Genomic DNA, 21282 nt, shown 5'->3' with positions numbered 1-21282 from the left:
CGGCCTCCCGGCCCCTCATGCCCCGCCCGCTACCACCTCGCCACGGCGATCTTGCTGATCCGCACCGGCTTGCCGGAGTCCAGCGTCTTGAGCGTGACCGTGCCGCTCGTCCTCGGTACCCACACCGTGAAGATCCGGTCCCCGTCGGACGCCCTGCCGAAGTCCAGCGTCTCGATCGCCTTCCCGCCGACGCGCACCTGCAGGCGTCCGTCCGAAGGGCTGGTCGCCCCGCGGATCACGACGCGACGCACCTGCTTGGCGCCCGGGAGCTGGACGTAGGCGCCCTTCGTCGTGGTGCGGTACGCGTAGTCGCCGAAGTAGGACGAGCTGGTGACCTTCTTCCACCCGGACGACCGCTTCCAGCTGGAGGGGCTGACCGCCCTGTTGGTCCGCGCCAGGCTGGTGAGCGGTCCACGGCGATGGTCCGAGTCGACGGCGCGCACGGCGAGCTCGCGGGACTGACCGGTGCTCTGGCTGAGCGTGATCGAGGTCGCGGACGTCAGCTTCACCTCCCGCCAGTAGTACGTGTACGGCATGCCCTCGTTCCACTTCGCGTAGCGCTGCAGCACCTGGTAGCTCACCGCGCCCGAGACGGGCTTCCACCGGTAGGTCGACCTGCCGTTCCACTGCACCGGGACCTGGTTGGACGTCGGATCGACGCGCGTGGGCGCCTTGACCTTCGGGACGATCGAGCCGTATTTCTTGATCGCGGCGTCGCGCCGCGAGTCGGCGCCCGCGCGGATCGTGCCCATCTTGGCCGCCAGGTACTGCCCCGGACAGGCCGTCAGGTTGGTGGTGCGGTGCATGAGCACCGTCGGCACCCGGACGTCGGTGCCGGGCTTGGCGCGCGTCCCCGAGCCCGTGCTCCCGCCGGTCGGGAGCACCACGGTCCCGCGCGGGTTGATCCCGTACGTGTAGCTCTTCCAGGCGACGACCCGGGCGAGCGCGGTGACGAGGGCGCTCGACGGTTGCGCCGTGTCGAAGCTCCCCATCGCCGAGATCCCGATGGTGCCGGTGTTGTAGCCGCCTGCCTGCGCGCCGACCGGGTTGTCCCACCGCGACTTCTTGCGTCCCTCGAAGATGTTGCCGAACTTGTCCACGAGGAACTGGTAGCCGATGTCCGGCCAGCCCCGGGACTTCGTGTGGTACGCGTAGACGCCGCGCACCAGCGCCGCGGACTGGCTCTCCTTGTAGCTGTTGGTGCCTGCCGTGTGGTGGATGTAGATGGCCTTGAGCTTGCCCGAGAGCTCCGGCCACCGGCCGGAGAGGGACTCGTCCGCCCCCCACCCGGAACGGCTGACGATCTTCGGACGGATCTCGGTCCCGGTGCCGGCGTCGGCCGACGCCGCGGGGGCCGACTCCTGGCCCACGGACGCGTCGGCCCGCGAGGTCCCCGGGTCCACGACGTCCACCTTCAGGCCGGTGGGCGGTGCCCCGCTGTCGGTGCGCACCCGGGCCTGGACGCCGTCGGCCCCCGCCGTCACGAGCGGCTCGGTCCCCGCGCGCCCGCCGGCCACGTCGGTGTCGTCGATCCCGAGCGACTGCCACTCGCTCCACGTCCCGGACTCCCGCACCCGCACCGCCACCTCGGTCACCGTCGCGGTCGACGCCTCGTCCCACGTCACCCCGGCCACCATGAAGTCCTGCGTGGTGGTGCGTTCGCTCAGCGCCGCGAGCGCCCCCTCGTCCGGCTCGGGCGCGGGGACGTCGCTGAGCGTCTCCGCCCCCTCCACCGCGGCGGTGTCCCCGGCGGTCTCGGCCGCGGCGTCGTGCTCGTGCCCGACGGCGTCGTCGAGCGCCCCCTTCTCCTGCCGGGCGTCGGGGTCGATGCCCCGCACCAGGACGTCCTCCACGTCCGGGGCGACGGCGTGCGCCTTCGGGACCGGGAGGGAGACCGTGGGAAGCACGACCCCCGCGAGGGCCAGCGCCACGACGGTCGACGTCGTGACGGCGGTCCGTGCCGCCCGTCGAGCCCTGGGTGTCGTCGTCATGCTCGTCTCCGCTCGTCCAGCTCTGGTCGATCGCCGATCGGTCTGACCGGACCGACGGGCCTCGGTCGACCCGCGTGGCGCATCGTCGCGCCGGGCACCTGACCCGCACGACGATAGGGACGGATCGGCCTGTCAGCACCTCGAACCCGGGAGCTCGGGCTGCTCCGCGCCTCCGGATGCTGGCGCGCGGCCCCTGGTGCACAGTGCTTGAGGGGGTGCATGACCATGACGCAAGAATTCTCGACCGGGCGGGCCGCGACCCGCCGACCGCGCCGGGCGCGGACCGCTCTCGCCGCGGTCGTCGCCGGTGTCCTGGCGGTGAGCGGCACCGTCGTGGCGGCGACGTCCGCGGAGGCCGCGGTGCCGTCGTCCTTCACGCTGACGGGCTCGGGTTTCGGCCACGGCGTGGGGATGTCGCAGTACGGCGCCTACGAGATGGCGCGACGGGGGGCGCCCAGCTGGGACGTCCTCCAGCACTACTACGCCGGCGGGAAGGTCGCCTGGAAGGACACGACCGGCAACAACATCCTGGTCCAGGTCTACGGCAAGGACCCGCTCGGGCGGTCCGGGTACGGCGACACGAAGACGACGACCACGGTCACGGTGCGCGGCGGTGACTGGCGCCTCGCGGACGAGGACGGCAAGACGCTGGCCTCCGGCTCCGGCACGGAGACCTTCGCGGTCACGGTCACGGCCGGCGGCCGGTCCCGGATCACGGTGAACGGCGACAAGTACTACGACCAGCTGCTGCGCATCACCTGGTCGGGCACCCGGTACTACAAGCCCACGGGGAAGACGGCGGTCGCGACGGTGTCCGGGGCGCACGGCTCGTACAAGCACGGCCGCCTCACGACGACGGCCCACGGCGGCGTCCCCAACATCACCAACGACGTGCTGCTCAACACCGAGTACCTCTACGGGATCGCGGAGATGCCGTCGTCGTGGGGGCTCAACGGCGGCCTGTCCGCCCTGGCGGCGCAGGCGATCACCGCCCGCTCGTACGTCATGACCAAGCCGCTCCTCGCCGCGTGCCGGTGCAACGTCGTCGACGACGTGCGCGACCAGTACTACTCCGGCTGGAAGAAGGAGAGCGAGGGGACGGACGCCCGGTACGGCAAGGTCTGGAAGAAGGGCGTCGACGCCACCACCTCGAGCCGCACCCGGGCCCGGGTGCTGACCTACGGCGGCAAGGCCGTCGCCGCGCACTACTTCTCCTCCAGCGGCGGGCGGACGGCGAACTCGGAGGACGTGTGGTCGTCGAAGATCGCCTACGAGCGGTCGGTGTCCGACCCGTACTCGAAGGCGGCGCCGGGCAACTCGTACGCGTCGTGGACCCGCAAGCTGACGCAGGCGCAGGCCCGCGCCCTCTTCGGGCTGTCGAACGTGCAGTCGATCAAGGTCACCACGAAGTGGTCCAGCGGTCAGGCGCGCACGCTCACGGCGACGTCGTCGACCGGGAAGACGGCGAAGGTGACCGGTAAGGCCGACACGATCCGGTCGACGGTGGGCAAGCGCACCACGGCGGGCTCGATGCCCGCCGCGTGGATCACGAAGATCACCGCGGTGTCCTAGCGACCGGCCTCGTCACAGGGGGCGGGCGTCGCTCTCCAGCAGCACGGGGACGCCGTCGCGCACCGGGTACGCCAGGGGCCGGTCCGGGTCGGTCGAGCGCAGCTCGGGCTCGCCGTCCGGGCCGACGGCGTCGACCAGCTCGGCGCCCGTCACCGGGCAGCGCAGGATGCTCCGCACCCAGGGGTCGATGGAGATGGTCATGCGTCCTCCGTCCGCACGAGCGACAGGACGTCGTCGCGCACCTTCACCATGATGTCGTCGTCGGCGGCCTCGACGTTGAGCCGCAGCAGCGGCTCCGTGTTCGACGCGCGCAGGTTGAACCACCACTGCGGGTGGCCGTCCCAGTGCGCCACGGTGAGGCCGTCGAGCTCGTCCACGTCCGCCTGCGGGTAGGCCGTGGCGTACGCCTCGCGCACCCTCGCCGTCGCCGCGGCGGCGTCCGCCACCGTCGAGTTGATCTCGCCGGACGCCACGTACGGCGAGTACATCTCCGCGAGCACCGACAGCGGGTGCGGCTGGCCGCCGAGCGCCGCCAGCACGTGCAGGGCGGCGAGCATGCCCGTGTCCGCGAAGAAGAAGTCGCGGAAGTAGTAGTGCGCGCTGTGCTCGCCGCCGAACACGGCGTCGTGCTGCGCCATCTGCGCCTTGATGAACGAGTGGCCCACCCGGGTGCGCACCGTCGTCGCGCCCGCGGCCTGCAGCAGGTCGGGCACGGCGCGGGAGGTGATGAGGTTGTGGATCACGGTGGGCGTGCGGCCCGCCTCGAGCTCCTTGGCCACCTCGCGCAGCCCCACGAGCGCCGTGACCGCGGACGGCGAGACCGGGTCGCCGTGCTCGTCGACGACGAAGCAGCGGTCGGCGTCGCCGTCGAACGCGAGTCCCAGGTCGGCGTCGTGCTCGACGACGGCGGCCCGCAGGTCCTCGAGGTTCTTCGGGTCCAGCGGGTTGGCCTCGTGGTTCGGGAAGCTGCCGTCCAGCTCGAAGTACAGGGGCACGACGTCGAGGGGCAGCGCCGGCAGGCCCGCGGCCGTGCCCAGCACCGCCGGCACGGTGTACCCGGCCATGCCGTTGCCCGCGTCCACGACGACCTTGAGCGGCCGGATCCCCGACACGTCCACGAGGCCGCGCAGGAACGCCGCGTAGTCGGCGAGGGTGTCGCCGTCGCCGACCGACCCCGGCGTCGCCGTCGCGTCGTCGTCGGAGGCGGGGGCCGGCGGGTCGTCGAGGAGGCGCTGCGCAAGCTCGCGGACGTCGGCCAGGCCGGTGTCCTGCCCGACCGGTCGGGCACCCGCGCGGCACAGCTTGATGCCGTTGTAGACGGCGGGGTTGTGCGACGCCGTGAACATCGCGCCCGGGGCGTCCAGCGCGCCCGACGCGTGGTAGAGCCCGTCCGTGGAGCACAGGCCGATCCGCACGACGTCGACGCCGGCCGCGGTGACGCCCGCGGTGAACGCGTCGACCAGCTCCGGCCCGGACTCGCGCATGTCGTGCCCGACGACGACCCGGGTCGCGCCCTCCGGCGCCGCCACCACACGGGCGAAGGCGGCGCCGATCGCGCGGGCCACGTCCGGCGAGAGCTGGTCGGGCACGGTGCCGCGCACGTCGTACGCCTTGATGATTCGGGCCAGGTCGATCGTCACGACCCACAGCGTACGTGCCTGCCGCTCCCCGGGGCGGGTGGTTCTGCGGGCGGAGTTCCGCCCCGCGCGGCGCCGCGGGGGCGCGCGTGTGGAAGGGTGGTCCCGTGCCCGAGCTCTACCCGCTGGAGAACACCGTCCAGCACGCCGACTGGGGGTCGCGCACGCGGATCCAGGAGCTGCTGGGCACCGAGCCCGACGGCACGCCGGCCGCCGAGCTCTGGCTGGGCGTCCATCCCAGCGCACCGTCCCGGGTGAACGGCGACGGTTCCCTCCTGGAGCTCGTGCGCTCGGCCCCGGACGCGATGCTGGGCCGACGGGTCGCCGACGAGTACGGGCCGCGGCTGCCCTACCTGCTCAAGGTCCTCGCGGCCGAGCGGGCGCTGTCGCTCCAGGTGCACCCGAAGCCGCACGCGGCACGCGCGGGGTTCAACCGGGAGAACCGGCGGGGGCTGCCCCCGGGCGACCCGGGGCGCTCGTTCCACGACGACCAGCACAAGCCCGAGATGGTCGTTGCGCTGACCGAGTTCGACGGGCTGGCCGGCTTCCGGGCGCCGCGCGCCGTGCTCGACCTGCTCGACGGGCTCGACGGCGACCTCGTGGACGCCGTTCGCGCCGTCCTGCGGGCCGACCGCTCCCCCGGCGGCGTGAAGGCCGCGTTCTCCCGCCTCGTCGCCGCGCGCCGCGACCCGGGCGCGCCGGCCGACGTCTCGACGACGGTCGCGTCCGTCTCCGCGCGCCTGGCCGGGGGCTCGCCGTCGTCGCGCGCCGACGCGACCGTGCTGCAGCTCGCCGAGCAGCACCCCGGAGACCCGGCCGCGCTCGCGTCGCTGCTGCTGAACCGGGTCACCCTCGACCCCGGCCAGGGCCTCTTCCTCCCGGCGGGCGAGGTGCACGCGTACCTGTCCGGCCTCGGCGTCGAGATCATGGCGTCGTCCGACAACGTGCTGCGGGCCGGCCTCACCACCAAGCTGGTCGACGAGGTCGCGCTCGTCGAGTGCGCGTCGTTCGTGCCGCGACCGCCGCAGCCGCCCCGCACGCGACCCGCCGGCGGGCGGGGTCAGGTGACCACCTACCGCGCCCCGGTGCGGGAGTTCGCGCTCACCGTCGCCGACGTCGACCCCGCCGAGGACGTCGACCTGCCCGCCGAGGGGCCCCGCATCGTGCTGTGCCTCTCCGGCGACCTCAAGCTCACCGCCGAGGCCTGCCCCGCCCCCGCGACGCTGCACCGCGGCGGCTCCGTGTTCGTGCCGCACGACGCCGGGGAGCTGCGGCTGTCCGGCTCCGGGCACGCGGTGTGCGCGTGGGTCCCCTGACGGGACCGTGCGGACGACCGGGACGCGTCAGTCGGCCTCGCGCAGCACGCGCAGGTGGCCACGACGGGCGGTCTCGGTGACGGACGACGGCTCGCCCGCCGGCTCCTGGCGCACCCGCCCCGCCTCGCGGACGGCCTCCGCCAGCGCGGACAGGTCGTCGGGGGACGGCGCCGGTTCCTCGAACGCAGGGGTGAGGCGCACGACCTCCCACCCGCGGGGCGCGGTCAACCCTTCGGCGTGCTGGGCGCACAGGTCGTAGCTGTGCGGCTCGGCGTGCTGCGCGAGCGGACCCAGCACGGCCGTGGAGTCCGCGTACACGTACGTGAGCGTCGCGACCGCGGCATGCGTGCATGCCGTGCGCGAGCACTGCCTCACCGATCTCACGCGGGGAGAATACGCCGCGGTCGGGGGCGCGTGCGCGGGGCTCGCCGGTCGGTGCGGGTCGTGACCGCACCGTGACCCGGGCAGCGGCACCAGCATCGGCACCGGGATCGGCACCGGCATAGGCTCGACGCGTGCACCACGCCTCCCGCCCCGACGACCGCCCCGAGCCCCGTCCGGAGCCGGGACCCGCTCCCGTCGTGCCGCCGACACGTCGCCGCGACCGCCGCGGGCGCGGGGTGCGCGGGCCGCTCCTGCCGCCCGGGATGCCGGCGTACCGCACCCGCGCGGAGCAGTTCGACGACCTGGTGCTCGACGTCGTCGAGCTGCTGCAGCGCCGCTGGGGCCCGCAGCTCGCGGGCACGGAGTTCGCCGTCGAGGACGTGCCGCCGTCCGAGCCCGCGCCGTGGGAGTCCGACGGCGTCCCGCTGGGCCGCTGCTTCCCGGCCGAGTCCGGCCGGCCGGCGCGCGTCGTGGTGTACCGCCGCCCGGTGGACTTCCGCGCCGCCGACGACACCGACCGCGCCGACCTCGTGCGCGACGTCGTCGTCGAGCAGGTGGCGCACCTGCTGGCACGCACGCCCGAGGAGATCGACCCCGGCTACGACTCCTGACCGCGCGGGGTCCGTCGGGCCGGGTCGTCAGCCGGCGTCGACGGTGCGCACCTCGACGGCGCCCGGGGTGGTGACGGCCGCGGTCGGCGCGACGGCGGCCAGCAGGGTCCCGGAGTCGTCGGTGCCGTCGTCGGCGCGGAGCACCGCGGCCCACGTGACGGCCAGGTCGCCGCTGCCCCCGTCGGCGCGGTCGACGCTCACCCCGGCGGGCACCGTGCCCTCCGCCGCCACGTCCTCGAGCGCGACGGGCGTCGTCACCCCTGCGGTGAGCTCGACGTCCTCGCTGCCGATCTCGTCCCCCGACGCGTCGTAGACCTTCACCGTGACGCCCGCCGTGCCCTCGGGGTCCACGTCGGGGCCGCGGTCGTCCGGCGCGGCGGCGAGCGTGAGGCCGGCCCGCACGCCCCCCGGCACCGCCAGCTGGCCCGCGGGCCCGGCGCCGTCCGAGCGGCGGACCTGCTGGGCCGCCGACCACGCCACGTCGTACGGGGTGCCGTCCACCACGGCGTCGTCCGGCTGCCGTCCCGGCTGGTCCGTCCGTGCGGCGCCCACGACCGGCACGTCCGCGTCCACGACCATCGTGTACCAGCCCTCGGGAAGGCCGCCGAGGGGCACGTCCGTCACCACGCCGGGATCCAGCTCCACCTCGTCGGCGCCGCGCAGCACGACCGGCCCCGACGGCCCGTACACGGTGACCCGCGCCGTCCCGCCCTGCGCGCCGGGCGCCAGGAGCCGCAGCCGCGGGGCGTGCGGGTCGTCCACGGCCTCGCCCCGGCTCTGCACCGCCCCGACCGCGAGCGACTCCCGCGGCGACGCGCCGGCCGTCAGCAGGTCCACCCCGGCCGGGAGCAGGCCGTCGATGGCCTGGGTCTGCAGGCTCGCGTTGACCCGGGCCCCGGCCGCGCGCACGTTGACCGCGAGCCGGTCCTGCTCCGGCGCCACCGACTCCAGCCGGGTCGTGACCTGCTCGTGCGGCGCGACGGTGAACGTCCCCTGGCCGCCGAGGGCCACGGGGCCGCCCGGCCCGTACACGTCGAGAGCCACCGTGGCCGGCTGCTCCGACGGGTTCTGCACCGTGAGCGTGGCGGTCGACCCCACCTCCGTGCTGCCGCCCACCAGCCACTGCGACGTCGACGGGGCGGTGCAGACGCCCGCCCCGAGCCCGCGCAGGTCGCCCTGCGTCGTCACCGACCCCAGCGTCCCGGCCGCGCGGAACGGCTCGTCGGCCACCGGAGTCGCCCGCAGCACGCGGGTGGCGTCCACGCCACCCTGCCAGGCGGCCGCGGCCTCGCCCGTGGTGAGCGCCTCTTGGTCCTTGCCGCCGAGGGCGGTGGTGCGCGCGCCGTCCTCCGCGTCGCCCAGGACGAGCGCGCCCAGGCCGCTGGTCGTCGGCACGGGCGTGGCGTCGAACTGCTGGTCGCCGACGTCGGCACCGTCCGGCAGCGCGACCGGCGTCGGGCAGACGAGCGTGGCGTCCGCCGGCTGCACCCCGACGGTGCGCGTCCCCGCGGCCACGGCCTGCTGCTCCGCACCCGTCCACGACTGCGCCCACTGGTCGCCCAGCACGGCCACGGCCGCCAGCGCCCCGACGGCCGCCACCCCGGTGACCGCCGCCGCCGTCGCGCGCACGCCGCGCCGCACCCGGGTGGTCCGCACGTCCTCGTCCGCCTTCCCGGCGCGCTTCCGTGGCGCCGTCATCGTCCCCGCCGCCGTCCGACCGGCAGCGCCAGCAGCGCGTGCACCAGGAGCACCAGGCCGGCCGCGGCCAGCCAGGCCGTGCGGTGCGGCGCCTCGAACCACACCCGCACGTGGCCAGCCTCGGGGCCGGCCGCGAACGTCTGCGTCCCCCCGGCGTCCACGGCCGGGAGCCGCCGCCCGTCGAGCGTCGCGTGCCAGCCGGCGTCCGCCGTCTCCGCGATCCGCAGCGTGCGGTCCTCGCCGCCCTCGGCGAGCCGGCCGCCGGCGCTCGTCCCGTCGGACGGGACCGTCCGCACCGCGTCCTTCGGCGCGAAGAACGGGGTGGGCGCGCCGTCCTGCGCAGCGTCGCCGGTGCCGTCGTCGGTGCCACCGTCCTTCAGCACGGTCGCCCAGCCCGGCGCGGGCCCGTCGGTCGTGACGCGCCAGACGAGCGTGCCTTCCTCGGTCACGCGCGCGAGGCCCGGCACGAGGTCGAGCGTGGTCGCGAGCTCCGCGTCGCCGCCGGCGGGGACCTGCACGGCACCGATGCCGAGCGCCGCGAGCCGGTCGACGACGTCGGTCGAGCGCCCGGTCGCGACCTCCGCCACGACCTGGTCCAGCAGCGCGGTGTCGGTGCGCTCGGCGCCGCCCACCAGGCCGGCGGCCCGGGCACGCACCACGGTGGAGGAGTCCTCGAGCCGGGTGCCGTCCGCGTGCAGCAGCGCGTAGTCGACCACCGCCGTGCCGGACGCGTCGGCCTCGCCGCCCGGCTGCACCCGGTCGACCTGCAGCACCCGGGCGGACCGCGGCGGCGCCTGCATCTGGGTGCCGACGGCGGGCACCACGGCGGTCTCGGCCGCGCGCAGGTCGCCCACCCGGCCGCCGGAGGAGCCGAGCGCCCACGAGGCGAGCTGAGCCACCGGCAGCGCGAGGGCCACGACGGCGACGACGACGACGCCCGCGGTCGCGGCCCGCCCTGCCCCGCGCGTCTCCCGGGCGACCGGCTCCGCCGTCGGCACCCGCCCGGCCGACGGCAGCGCGCAGATCGCGGCGGCGCCCAGCCCGAGCAGCAGCACCGACAGCCCGACGCCGGGCCAGCCGGTCACGCTCGCGGCCGTGCCGTCGGCCGCCGACCCGCTCGCCACCGCCGTCGCGACGGCGAGCACCGCCGTCGTCAGCCCCGCGGCCCCGGCGAGCCACGCCAGGCGTACCCCGCGCACCGCCCGGGGCCGGACCAGCGCGACGGCCGCCAGCGCCAGGACGGCGCCGCCCAGCAGGGCCGGGCCCACCACGGCCGCGCGGCCGAGCGCGCCGTCGGTCCCGAGCCAGGTCTCGAACCACGCGGTGTCCCCGGGCAGGCCGAGCAGCAGCTCCACGGCCGTGGGCGTGCCGGACGCGACCAGCGGGACCCCGGGCTCGGCCACGAGCAGCCGCCAGCCGCCGTCCGACCACGTGCCGAGCACCTCGCCCCAGAACGGCAGCGGCACCACCACGGCCGGCAGCAGCACCAGCAGCAGGGCGCGCCACGCGCGGCGCACCAGCAGCGCGCCGACCCCGATCAGCACCGCGGCCACGGGCAGCAGCACCGGGGCCGCGCAGACGGCGACGGCCAGCAGCAGACCGGCGGCGCCGGCCGCGCCCAGGGAGCCGCGCCGCCGCCCGGGCGCGAGCGCGACGTCCCGCGCGTGCACCCCCACGGTGCGGAGCACGGCCACGAGCAGCCACGGCAGCGTGAGGTGCACGACGACCGCCCCCAGCCGTCCCGAGCCGAGCGACGCGAGGAAGCCGGGCGCCGCGGCCCAGGCGAGCGCGGCCACCGCCCGCACCACGACCGACCGCGTCAGGGCGCCGGCCGCGAACCAGCCGCCGAGGGCCGCCAGGGGCAGCGCGACGAGGACCAGCGCGTTCACCGCCGTCTGCAGCCCGCCGCCGGCCAGCACGGCGAACGCCGTCAGCGGCAGCAGCAGCGGGTCGGCCGGCGCGCGGACCCCGAGGCCGTCGCGCACCCAGCCCGACGTCGCCGCCTCCCACACGTCCCCCACGGTGCCGGGGGCCGGCAGCAGCCCGCCGCCCACGACCCGGCCGCCGTCGGCCAGCACGCCCTGCCACGGGCCGAAGAGGGCGACGTCGAGCGCCACCACGGCGACCACCACGACCGCCAGCACCGTGCGGCGCGTGCGCCCGAGCCGACGCAGGTCGGCGCGCTCCAGCTCGCTCGGCGCCCATCGGGCGCGCTGCGCCTCGGCGCGGGCCAGACGCGCGTCCCGGCGTTCGCCGGCCACCTGCCGCCACGTGCCGAGCAGCGGCGTCAGCACCCGCCGCGGGAGGCGCCGGGTGCGGGCCGCGCGCCGTCGGGCGCGGTAGAGCGGCACCAGGCGCAGCGTCGTGACCACGGCCGCCACGAGCTCGTCGCGGGCGTGCGCGGGCCGCTTGAGCGCCAGCCGGTACATGGCCGCGAACGGCGCCCACAGGAGGGTGGCGAGCCAGACGAACGGCAGCAGGGGCAGCGGGGTCTCGACGAGCCGCAGGTAGAGCTGGCTGCGGCGGCGGGCGTAGCGGGACGCCTCGAGGTCGGGCGTCGTGGCCTCGCGCCCGCGCAGGCCGAGCAGCGAGGCCTGCGCGTGCTTCACGACGGCGTCGGGCACCACGACCACGCGGTGGCCGGCGAGCCGGGCCCGCCGGCACAGGTCGAGGCCGTCGCCGAACGGGCCGAGCTCCGGGTCGGTGCCGCCCAGCTCGGCCCACACGTGGGCCCGCACCAGGGCGCCTGCCAGCCCGACGGCGAGGACGTCCTCGCGGGCGTCGTGCTGCCCCTGGTCGATCTCGGTGTCGTCGATGCCGGTCATGCGGCGGCCGAGCGGCGACACGGTGCTGCCCACCTCGATCAGCATGCTCGCGTCGGGGGCGGGCGTGCCGTCGGCGGCGACCGGCCAGCGGCGCTGCTTGCAGCCCGCGACGGCCACGGCGCTCGAGTGCTCGACGGCGCGGAGCAGGCGCGACAGGGCGTCGGGCTCGGGGGCGGAGTCGTCGTGCAGGATCCACAGCCAGCCGGTCTCCGGGACGCCGACGACCTCCTGGGCGCGGTCCACCGCCTCCCCGAGGCTGCGGACCCCCGACGCCGTGACGAAGCGGGCGCCGCCGAGGCGCAGGTCCGGGTGCGCGGTGGACTCCGACGCGCCCACGTCGACCACGACGACCTCGTCCGCGCCGCGCTCCTGCCGCGCGAGCGCGTCGAGGGTGGCGTCGAGGAAGCGGGTGCGGCCACGGGTCACGACCACGGCCGTCACCGTGACGACCAGCGGGACGGCGCCGGTGCCGTCGAGCGTGCGGTCGGGCGCGACGGCGACGGTCGCGCCCGTGGGGGCGACCTCCCCGCCGGGGCGGGCTGGGATCGGGTGCGCAGCAGTCATCCTGCCCGCCATGATGCGACGGGCCCCGATCCGGTCGTGGGATATCCGTCCCGAGCGTGTCGGGCCGGACATCCCGTCGAGCGTCGGGTCAGACGGCGCGGCGCTTCAGCTTGCGGCGCTCCCGCTCGGAGAGCCCGCCCCAGATGCCGAACCGCTCGTCGTTCGCGAGCGCGTAGTCCAGGCACTCGGCCCGGACCTCGCAGGACGTGCAGACCTTCTTGGCCTCACGCGTGGACCCGCCCTTCTCCGGAAAGAAGGCCTCCGGGTCGGTCTGGGCGCACAGCGCCCGTTCCTGCCATCCCAGGAGCGTCTCGTCGTCGGTCGTAGCGTCGCCGAACAGCGGAAGCACCGGCGCGACGCGCTCGGGCTCTCGGCCGACGTCTGACGGGAAGACCCCCCGGTCCCCATCGAGCAAGTTCCACATGGCGTGCCCCTCCATGCCGTTCTCTAGGGAAACTGCATACCTGGAATTACACGCGTGTCCTTCGGAGGCGTCAAGTCGAAATGTGCTAGTGATTGCGATCTCCACTGCCCATTCACAAGCCTGGCGTCCTGTGCTAGCCCGGGCACTCGTAGGCTGACCTGCGTGAATCCGCTCCCCGCCGCCGGTCGCACCCCCACGACGATCTCTCAGGTGATGGATCTCGTCCTGTCCGACCCGGGGCGTCCCCGCCTCACCTGGTACGGCGACGAGGGCGAACGTGTCGAGCTGTCCGGCGCCGTCCTGCAGAACTGGGTGAGCAAGACCGTGAACCTGCTCGTGGAGGAGTTCGACGCCGCGCCCGGCACGGTCGTGACGCTCGACCTGCCGGCGCACTGGCGCGGCGTCCTCTGGGCGCTGGCCGCGTGGCGCTGCGGCGCCACGGTGGAGCTCGTGGGCGACTCCCCCGCCGCGGGCGGCGACGTCGTCGTCACCTCCCGGCCCGCCGCCTGGGCCGAGGTGCTGTCCGGACCGGGTGCCGCCGACCTCGTGGCGGTCGCGCTGCCCGCCCTCGCTCGGTCGTTCGACGGCGACCTGCCCCCCGGTGCCGTCGACGCCGCGGGCGCGGTGATGACGTACGGCGACGTCATCGGGTGGGCCCCCGAGACCGACCCGACCGCCGTGGCGCTCGACGACGGCACGGGCACCGGCCCGGTCGCCTTCGCGGACCTGGTGCCCGCCGACGGCACGCCGGGAGCCCGCGTGCTCGTCGACGGAGCCCGCCCGCTCGGCGTCCTGCTGCGCGAGCTGCTCGCCGTCTGGGCCGCCGGCGGCTCCGTCGTGCTCGCGTCCGCCGCCACCGCGGCCGGGTTCGCCGCCGACCCCGCCCGCCTCGACCGCCTGCGCGAGAGCGAGCGCATCACGGCCTGACGGCCACGGTGCTCGGGTGAGCGCCCGTCTCCTCCTGCGTCAGGAGGCGGCGCGGCCCCAGGCGACGAGCCCCGTGCCCGTGCGCGGGAACGCGCGCTGCGCGACCCGGAACGGCCAGGTCGCGGCGGCCACGAGCGAGCCCTGCGCCGCCGTCGACGGCTGGAACAGGCGCCCGCTGCGGGCGGTGCGGTCGGCGGTGCTGCCCTCCTCGCGCAGGCCGGGGCGACGTCGCGCGAGCTGGTTGCGCGCCGCCTCCAGCGCGTACCCGAGGGGCACGCCGTACAGGCGCAGGCCGACGTCGGCCAGGCCGGCGTCGCGCAGCAGGGCCACGAGGGCGGCCGGGTCGTAGCGGCGGTAGTGCCCGACGGCCTCGTCCATGGGTCCGTACCGGCGCTGCCAGGCAGGTGTGGACAGCAGCAGCGTGCCACCGGGCCGCAGCCGCGCGGCCCACTCGCGGAGCGCCGCGGCGTCGTCCTCGATGTGCTCGATCACCTCGAACGCGCACACGAGGTCGAAGCGCTCGGCGGCGGGCAGGGAGTCGAGCGGGCCCTGGACGACCGTCCCGGGCACGCCCGCCTCGACGAGGCGCTGCTCGGCGGTGCGCGCGCTGTCCGCGTCGAGCTCGACGCCCGTGTACGCCGCGGCGCGGGCGGCGAGCCGGACGCCGACGGCGCCCTGGCCGCAGCCCACCTCGAGCACGCGGCCGGCGGCGCCCGGCAGCAGCGGTTCCACGACGTCCCACCGCAGGCTGCCGTACAGCGTGAGCGGGGGCAGGGCGGCGGCGGGGTTCGGCACGGGCGTTCCTTCGTCCTCGACGGCTCGGGCGGCGGTGTCCAGCGGCTCCGTGCGGCTGCACGACGGCCGGGGCCAGCCTGCCAGCGCGTCGGCCGTGGCGGCACCACGCCCCGCCGAGGGGCGGCGCCTCTCCCGGGGTGCTACCTGGGCCGGGCGAGCGCCCCCAGGCCGGCGAGGGCGAGGTCGGCGAGCGTCACCAGCACCCGGCTGACCAGCACCAGCAGCAGCACCGCGGCGTGCGGCAGCGCCCCGGCCAGCACCGCGAGCAGCACCAGCTCGCGCGCACCGGCGCCCGCCGGCACGACGACGACGAGGAACCCGACCACCCACGCCAGCGCGTAGCCGCCGACGGCGAGCGCGACGCCTCGCGGGTCGGCGGGCATCCCGAGACCGACGGCCAGGACCCACACCTGCGCGCCGGCGAGCAGCCACCCGGCGACGGACCACAGCGTGGCGGCGCCGAGCCCGCGCCACCCGAGCGGGCGGTCGAGCGGGGGCCGGCGCGCGACGCGCAGCGCCCACGCGACCAGGCGGTTCAGCACGGGCGGCAGCAGGACGACGGCGACGGCGGGCAGCGCCCACAGCACCGGCCCGGCGGCACCGAGCGAGCCGGTCGCGACGAACGGCAGCGCGACCAGGCCGACGACCGCCCCGGAGACGACGCCGACGAGGGTGGCGACCGCCGTCGTCGTCACGGAGGTACGGCGCGCGATGCCGTGGTCGACGCCGAGCTCGGCCGCCGCGACCACGTTCCACACCCCGCCGGGCACGTACTTGCCGAGCTGGCTCAGCCCGAACACGCGCAGCGCGACGCGCAGCGAGGTCGGGGCGCCGAGGTCGGCGAGGACGACGCGCCACGACACGAAGGTGCACCCCACGAAGGCGACGGACAGCACGAGCGCGACGGCGAGCCGCTGCCACGAGAGCTCGGTCGCCGCGCGGGCGAGGTCGTCCCCCGCGGCCACGACGGCGTACACCGCGAGCCCGAGCGCGAGGACGAGGAAGCCCCAGCGCACCCACGGCGACCGCAGCACCGCGAGCGCCCGGCCGAGCCGCCCGGACGACGCGCCGGCCTCCCCCGCCGCGTCCCCGGCGGCGTCGCCCGTCACGGCCGGACCCCGCGCGCCGCGAGCAGCCGGACCAGCGGACGGGTGACGGCCTCGGGCCGGGCGAGGTCCCGCCCGGCCGCCGCGCGGCCACGCGCGGCGGCCAGGGCGTCCGGGTCGCGCAGGGCGAGCAGCCGGTCGGCGAGCGCCGTCGGGTCGGCGGGCGGGACGAGCTCCAGGTGGTCGCCCAGCAGCCGCCGCTGCGGCTCGGTGTCGGAGGTGACCACCACGCAGCCGGCGGCGAGGCCCTGGAACACCTTGTTCGGCACGACGCGCAGCCCCTTGGGGGTGGCGGAGAAGATCCCGAGGCAGACGTCGTGGGCGGCGACGAGAGCGGGCAGGTCGGCGGGCTCCACCCAGTCGTGCCAGGTGATGCCGGGCGTGTCGCGGAGCCGGTCGCGCGCGGCGGGCAGGTCCTGGCCGGACCCGGCGAGCGTGACCTCCAGGCCCCGCCCGCCGCGCGCGGCCTCCTCGGCCGCCCGCGGCAGCGCGACGGCCAGCGCCTCGGCGAGCACGTCGGTGCCCTGGAGCGGGGTGAACAGGCCGAAGAAGACGACGCGCAGGGGTCGGCCGTCGTCCGTCGCGGCGTCGCCGGCCGGGCCGGTGCGGACGGGCGCGGCGTCGAACCACGCCTGCGGCGCCCCGACCGGGACCACGAGCCCGCGGCGGGCGCGGGCGGGCACGAGCTCGCCGAGCATCCGCAGGTGCTCGGGGGTGTCCAGCAGCACGACGTCGGCGCACGACGTGGCGACGCGGTCCAGGCCGCGCAGCAGCGTGACCCGTGCCCCGCGGGCGCCCCGGTCGGCGGCGGTGTCGCCCGCGAAGACGAGGTGGTCCAGCAGCACGGGCGTACGGCCGAACAGCAGGCGCGCGAGCACGACGTCGAAGTGGCCGAGGTAGCCGACGAGCACCGCGTCCGGGCGGCCGTGCGCCCGCCGGTGCGCCGCGACGTCCCCCGCGAGCAGCACCCAGCAGCGCAGCAGCCGCACGAGCAGGCCGGGCAGACGCCACGGCTGGCGCAGCATCCGCACGCGCTCGGCGGTGCTCAGGCCGAGCGGCCGGTCGAGCTCGTGGACCGTGTACCCCTGGTCGCGCAGGCCTGCGACGAGCACGCCGACGCGGGGGTGCCGGGCGGCGTCGTACGTGCCGAACGCGACGATCACGCGTGCGCGTCCTCGTCGTCCCGCGCCGCGCGCCGCTCCGCGTCGCGGGCGCCGTCGTCGGGCCGCGGGCGGTACTGGAGCTCCTTGACCCGCTCGAGGGTCTCCTCCATCAGGGTGCGGTTGGTCCGCAGCAGGTCGGCGATGACGAGCAGGGCGAGGCAGAGCAGCGCGCCGACGAGCATCGCGCCGGCGAAGACGAGCGACTGCACGTGGCCGCCGGCGTCTCCCTGGGCGAGGAAGACGAGGAAGCGCACCGCCGGCACGGCCGCCGCGACGAAGAACACGGCGAAGAGCGTGAGGAACACCAGGTGCGGCCGGAACATGATCGCCGACCGCACGATGGCCCGCCCGGACCTGCTCATGTGCTGCCAGATGTTGGTGAACAGGCGCGACTCGCGCGTCTTCGCGTTGGTGGTGATCGGCAGGCTCGCGATCCGCAGGCGCTTGTTCCCCGCCTGGATGATCGTCTCCATGGTGTAGCTGAACTGGGTCACGACGTTCAGCCGCAGCAGCGCCGCCCGCGAGTAGGCGCGGAAGCCGCTCGCGGCGTCGGGCAGCGACGTCCCGGCGGCCGCGCTGACCACGCGGCTGCCGAACCGCTGCATCCGCTTCTTGAACGGGGAGAAGTGCTCGATCGTCGCGGTCTGGCGGTCCCCGACGACGATGTCCGCCTCGCCCTCGACGATCGGCGCGACGAGGTCGCCGATGCGCTCCGACGGGTACTGGTTGTCGCCGTCCGTGTTGACCACGACGTCGGCCCCGTGGGCGAGCGCGTAGTCGACGCCGTCGCGGAACGACCGCGCCAGCCCGCGCGTGCTGGTGTGCCGCACGACGTGCCGCACCCCGAGGCGGCGCGCCACCTCCGCCGTGCCGTCCGTCGACCCGTCGTCGATCACGAGGACCTCGACGCTGTCGAACCCCTCGACCTCGCGCGGGATCGTCGCGAGCACGAGCGGGAGCGTCCCGGCCTCGTCGAGGCACGGGATCTGGACGAAGAGCTTCATCGCGCATCCTTCGGGGCGCCAGGGGCCGCCGACGGCAGGGCGCCGGGGGCCGCGTCGGTCGACGACGCCGCGAGTCTACGGGGCCAGAGGAGGCCGACGACCAGACCCCCGACCAGCACGGCGGCCGCGACCGCCAGCAGCACGACGAGCGCGGGCCCGGGCAGCGGGCTCCAGGCCAGCCACCGGTCGACGGCGTCGCCGAACGCCTCGCCGGGCCCCCGGTAGAACGCGTCGAACGCCCACAGCAGGCCGCCGACCGCGGCGGCGAGGGCCAGCGTCACGACGACGGGCACGCCGCGCGCGAGGCGCCGGTCCGACCGTCGCGCGAGCTGCCAGGCCGCGATCGCCACCGCCGTCGCGAGCGCGACGACGCCGCCGAACACGTACCGCCCCTGGATCGCGACCAGGCGCCCGGTCTCGGCGTGGAAGTCCCACGCGTTGTAGGCGACGCCCGCCGCGAGCGCCGCGGGGGTGAGCAGCACGACGACGGCGGCCCGGCGCGCGCCGGGCAGGACGAGCGCCGCGAGCGCCGCGGCCATGAGCGCCACCGTGCCCCCGACCACCCACGCGCCGGCCAGGTGCACCTCCAGCCACGACAGGTTGCCGAAGAACGACTGCGCGAGGCGGCCCGCGATGATCGACGGGACGTCGGCGTCGGGCACGGTCGCGAGGATGTTCAGCTCGCGGGGCCGCCCGACCGGCTGCACGGCGCCCAGGGTGATCACGTTGCGCACCCACCACCACCCGCCGACGGCGAGCGTGACGGCGCCGGCGACGGCGAGGCGGCCGAGCCGACCGGGCCAGCGGCGGCCGCGCGCGAGCGCGTACGCCGCGACGACCATGGGCACCGCGAACGCGAGCATCACCTTGGTGAGCAGCCCCAGGCCGAGGACGACGCCGATCGCCACGGCCACGCGCCAGCGCAGGTCGCCCGTCACCACCCGCACGGCGAGGTACGTCGCGGCGGCGCACGCGAGGACGACGAGGGCGTCGTTGTTGACGGACCCCATGACGTGCCCGAGCTGCGGCAGGAGGAGCGGGAACGCCCCGGCGACCAGCCCCGCCGACGGCGACCCTGTGGCGCGCCGGGCCGACTCGGCGGCGAGCGGCACGACGAGCGCGAGCAGCAGAGCGTCCAGCAGCCGCAGCGCGAGCGTGACCTGGTCCCAGCGGGCGTCCGTCAGGCCCGTGACGTGCAGCATGCCCGCGCCGAGCGCGTAGTAGGCGGGCGGGTGCTGCGTCATCTGGTCCACCTCGGTGCCCGACGACGCGTCGCCCAGCGCGTTGCCGGCGTCGACGCGGGTGCGGTCCTCGCGCGGCACGGGGACGACGTCGACGAACTGGCGGGCGTCCTCGCGGTGCTGCCACCGGCCCGGCAGGTCGGCGGGGTAGGCGGCCTCGTCCACCGCGGCCGTGATCGCCGGGGAGAAGTAGGCGTCCCCGGGCGGGGGCCAGCCGCCGCCGTAGGCGATCCGCAGCACGCTGTTGACGTGGTTCTGCTCGTCGGGCGACCGGAACATCGGCGTGACCGCGGCCCACACCACCGTCCACGCCGCCACGGCGAGCGTGAGCGCGGCGACGGCGCGCCGGTAGCGCACGCCGGCGGGGGGCCGCGCGGCGCCCGTGCGGGTTTCAGGGGTGCCGGTCGCCGCGGGGGCCGGGCGCGCGTGCGGCGTCGTGTCCGTCACGACCACAGTGTCCCCCACCTGGTGGCCGCCGGCCCCGTGCCGCCGCGCCCGGCCGCGAGGGTTCGCCCGCTCTTCATCTGCTGTCCGCCGGCGGACCGTCGGACCAGCGCCGACGTTCGACCCACACATTTCCTCTACCGTCCCGGTCCTCGGGCACCGCAGCGGCGTAACACCGACCCTCTATGCTCGCTTCCCGTGACCCGCACCACCCCACGCCACGTCGCCTCGCGCCCCGGCACGACCACGGGGCCCTCGCACGCCCGCGCGCTGCGCCGGCACACGGTCGCGCGCGCCCTGGGGATGGGGCTGACCGCGGTCCTGGCGTTCGTCGCCGTCGGCGGCGCGACCGCGGCGGTGAAGCTCACCGGGAACATCACCGCCGTCGACTCCGACAAGCTGCTCGGTGAGGCCCGGCCCGAGAAGAAGATGCCGGAGGACCCGAACGCGGACATGCCGCTGAACATCGTCCTGATGGGCTCGGACAGCCGCGGCGGCGACAACGCCGACATCGTGGGCGACGGCACCCAGGGCGCCCGCTCGGACACGACGATGATCATGCACATCTCGTCCGACCGGTCCCGCGTGGAGATGCTGTCGATCCCGCGCGACACCACCGTCGACGTCCCGTCGTGCCCGACCGCCTCCGGCGGGCAGACCTCCCCGCTGTCCGGCTCGAAGTTCAACGCGGCCTTCGCCCAGGGCGTCATGACCGGCGGCGACGTCGAGTCGGGGGCGCTGTGCACGATGAAGACGATCGAGACGATCACCGACGTGCAGATGGACGGGTTCGTCGTCGTGGACTTCGCCGGCTTCGAGAAGATGGTCGACGCGCTCGGTGGGGTGGAGCTGTGCATCCCGAACGACATCGACGCCCCGCAGGCAGACCACCTCGTGCTGTCGGCCGGCCTCCAGGAGCTCGACGGGAAGACAGCGCTCAAGTACGCGCGAGCGCGCAAGGGGCCCGGGCTCGGCGACGGCTCGGACCTCGGCCGCATCGCGCGCCAGCAGGAGCTGCTGGCCGCCGTCGCCCGCCAGGTGCTCAGCGCCGGCACGCTCGCCGACCCGACCAAGTCGCTGAAGTTCCTCGGCGCCGTGACGGGCTCGATGACGATGAGCAGCAACTTCGCGTCCATCCAGGGACTCGCCGGGCTCGCGTACAGCGCGCGCAACGTCCGCCCTGACACCATCGCGTTCATGACCGCGCCGTATCAGTACGACCCGAACAACGCGGCGAACGTCCTGCTCACGGACGAGGCGGACGAGGTCTGGAAGAACCTGTACAACGACGAGCCCCTGAGCGACGCGATCGCGGAGGAGCCTGCCGACGACGCCAAGGACGGCGCGAAGGACAGCGAGAAGGACGGCGCGAAGGACGACGCCGGCACGGGCACGCAGGACGCCGAGTCCACCGACGACGTCGACGCCACCCCGGTGGCCGACGACGACACCGGGTCGACCGAGGACACGACGGACGGGTCCGGCGACGGCAAGAAGGACCCCGAGCCGAAGCGGACCCGCGACGCCGGCGAAGAGGCGTTCACGGGCGCCGACGTGACGTCGGTGTGCGGATGAGCGCG

The 21282-nt window shown here is 76.0% G+C and carries 17 protein-coding genes; 5 read left to right on the top strand and 12 right to left on the bottom strand.

Annotated elements, in window-relative coordinates; all coding sequences use genetic code 11:
• Positions 1–29: 29 nt before the first annotated feature.
• The gene (locus ACFQ8Y_RS04175; RefSeq protein ID WP_430584690.1) at positions 30–1991 is read right to left on the bottom strand and encodes a peptidoglycan recognition protein; all 1962 of its coding nucleotides are present in this window, start codon (positions 1989–1991) and stop codon (positions 30–32) included.
• 225 nt (positions 1992–2216) lie between these two features.
• Here ACFQ8Y_RS04175 and ACFQ8Y_RS04170 point away from each other — a divergent pair, with 225 nt between their 5' ends.
• Positions 2217–3563, top strand: a complete 1347-nt coding sequence (locus tag ACFQ8Y_RS04170) for a SpoIID/LytB domain-containing protein (RefSeq protein WP_430584689.1) — start codon at positions 2217–2219, stop codon at positions 3561–3563.
• Positions 3564–3575: 12 nt separating this feature from the next.
• On the opposite strand, the gene ACFQ8Y_RS04165 is transcribed toward ACFQ8Y_RS04170, so the two are convergent.
• A complete protein-coding gene (locus tag ACFQ8Y_RS04165; protein WP_430548932.1) occupies positions 3576–3764 on the bottom strand; it encodes a Trm112 family protein in 189 nt (62 codons plus the stop codon).
• Entirely contained in the window at positions 3761–5203 is a 1443-nt protein-coding gene (locus ACFQ8Y_RS04160) for a phosphomannomutase/phosphoglucomutase (RefSeq protein WP_430584688.1), read from the bottom strand. The genes ACFQ8Y_RS04165 and ACFQ8Y_RS04160 overlap by 4 nt, the downstream gene beginning before the upstream one ends.
• 104 nt (positions 5204–5307) lie before the next feature.
• Between ACFQ8Y_RS04160 and manA the strand changes: the two genes are divergently transcribed.
• The gene (gene manA / locus ACFQ8Y_RS04155; protein ID WP_430584687.1) at positions 5308–6516 is read left to right on the top strand and encodes a mannose-6-phosphate isomerase, class I; all 1209 of its coding nucleotides are present in this window, start codon (positions 5308–5310) and stop codon (positions 6514–6516) included.
• A gap of 27 nt (positions 6517–6543) precedes the next feature.
• Here the strand turns inward: manA and ACFQ8Y_RS04150 are convergent, their stop codons facing one another.
• Positions 6544–6900 carry a DUF3499 domain-containing protein gene (locus ACFQ8Y_RS04150; protein ID WP_429764601.1) on the bottom strand — a complete coding sequence of 119 codons (357 nt, stop codon included), beginning with the start codon at positions 6898–6900 and terminating at the stop codon, positions 6544–6546.
• 131 nt (positions 6901–7031) lie between these two features.
• On the opposite strand from ACFQ8Y_RS04150, the gene ACFQ8Y_RS04145 reads away from it, so the two are divergent.
• Positions 7032–7511 (top strand): metallopeptidase family protein, encoded by a 480-nt coding sequence (locus ACFQ8Y_RS04145; RefSeq protein ID WP_430548929.1) that lies wholly within the window; start codon positions 7032–7034, stop codon positions 7509–7511.
• Positions 7512–7538: 27 nt separating this feature from the next.
• On the opposite strand, the gene ACFQ8Y_RS04140 is transcribed toward ACFQ8Y_RS04145, so the two are convergent.
• The 3 genes from ACFQ8Y_RS04140 to ACFQ8Y_RS04130 form a co-directional block, all read right to left on the bottom strand.
• Entirely contained in the window at positions 7539–9209 is a 1671-nt protein-coding gene (locus ACFQ8Y_RS04140) for a DUF5719 family protein (RefSeq protein ID WP_430584686.1), read from the bottom strand.
• Positions 9206–12598, bottom strand: coding sequence for a glycosyltransferase (locus tag ACFQ8Y_RS04135; protein ID WP_430584685.1), 3393 nt, complete (start codon positions 12596–12598; stop codon positions 9206–9208). Before ACFQ8Y_RS04135 ends, ACFQ8Y_RS04140 begins: the two co-directional genes overlap by 4 nt.
• Positions 12599–12686: 88 nt before the next feature.
• Entirely contained in the window at positions 12687–13022 is a 336-nt protein-coding gene (locus tag ACFQ8Y_RS04130) for a WhiB family transcriptional regulator (RefSeq protein WP_429733639.1), read from the bottom strand.
• Between the two features lie 162 nt (positions 13023–13184).
• Between ACFQ8Y_RS04130 and ACFQ8Y_RS04125 the strand changes: the two genes are divergently transcribed.
• Positions 13185–13949 carry a TIGR03089 family protein gene (locus ACFQ8Y_RS04125; protein ID WP_430584684.1) on the top strand — a complete coding sequence of 255 codons (765 nt, stop codon included), beginning with the start codon at positions 13185–13187 and terminating at the stop codon, positions 13947–13949.
• Between the two features lie 39 nt (positions 13950–13988).
• Here ACFQ8Y_RS04125 and ACFQ8Y_RS04120 read toward each other — a convergent pair whose 3' ends face one another.
• The 5 genes from ACFQ8Y_RS04120 to ACFQ8Y_RS04100 form a co-directional block, all read right to left on the bottom strand.
• Positions 13989–14744 carry a class I SAM-dependent methyltransferase gene (locus ACFQ8Y_RS04120; RefSeq protein ID WP_430564268.1) on the bottom strand — a complete coding sequence of 252 codons (756 nt, stop codon included), beginning with the start codon at positions 14742–14744 and terminating at the stop codon, positions 13989–13991.
• A 140-nt stretch (positions 14745–14884) separates the two neighbouring features.
• Positions 14885–15853 carry a lysylphosphatidylglycerol synthase domain-containing protein gene (locus ACFQ8Y_RS04115; RefSeq protein ID WP_430584683.1) on the bottom strand — a complete coding sequence of 323 codons (969 nt, stop codon included), beginning with the start codon at positions 15851–15853 and terminating at the stop codon, positions 14885–14887.
• On the bottom strand, positions 15850–17013 hold the full coding sequence (locus ACFQ8Y_RS04110) for a glycosyltransferase (RefSeq protein ID WP_430584682.1): 1164 nt from the start codon (positions 17011–17013) through the stop codon (positions 15850–15852). The genes ACFQ8Y_RS04115 and ACFQ8Y_RS04110 overlap by 4 nt, the downstream gene beginning before the upstream one ends.
• Complete coding sequence (locus ACFQ8Y_RS04105; RefSeq protein ID WP_430564271.1) at positions 17010–18017, bottom strand: glycosyltransferase family 2 protein; 1008 nt, start codon at positions 18015–18017, stop codon at positions 17010–17012. Before ACFQ8Y_RS04105 ends, ACFQ8Y_RS04110 begins: the two co-directional genes overlap by 4 nt.
• The gene (locus ACFQ8Y_RS04100) at positions 18014–19705 is read right to left on the bottom strand and encodes an ArnT family glycosyltransferase (RefSeq protein WP_430584681.1); all 1692 of its coding nucleotides are present in this window, start codon (positions 19703–19705) and stop codon (positions 18014–18016) included. The genes ACFQ8Y_RS04105 and ACFQ8Y_RS04100 overlap by 4 nt, the downstream gene beginning before the upstream one ends.
• A gap of 195 nt (positions 19706–19900) precedes the next feature.
• Here ACFQ8Y_RS04100 and ACFQ8Y_RS04095 point away from each other — a divergent pair, with 195 nt between their 5' ends.
• Positions 19901–21277 carry an LCP family protein gene (locus ACFQ8Y_RS04095; protein WP_430548920.1) on the top strand — a complete coding sequence of 459 codons (1377 nt, stop codon included), beginning with the start codon at positions 19901–19903 and terminating at the stop codon, positions 21275–21277.
• The last annotated feature ends 5 nt before the right edge of the window (positions 21278–21282 follow it).

Source organism: Isoptericola sp. NPDC056605 (assembly GCF_042792795.1).
In the GTDB taxonomy this organism is placed as follows: Bacteria; Actinomycetota; Actinomycetes; order Actinomycetales; family Cellulomonadaceae; genus Isoptericola.
This window is presented reverse-complemented; position numbering and strand designations above follow the sequence as displayed.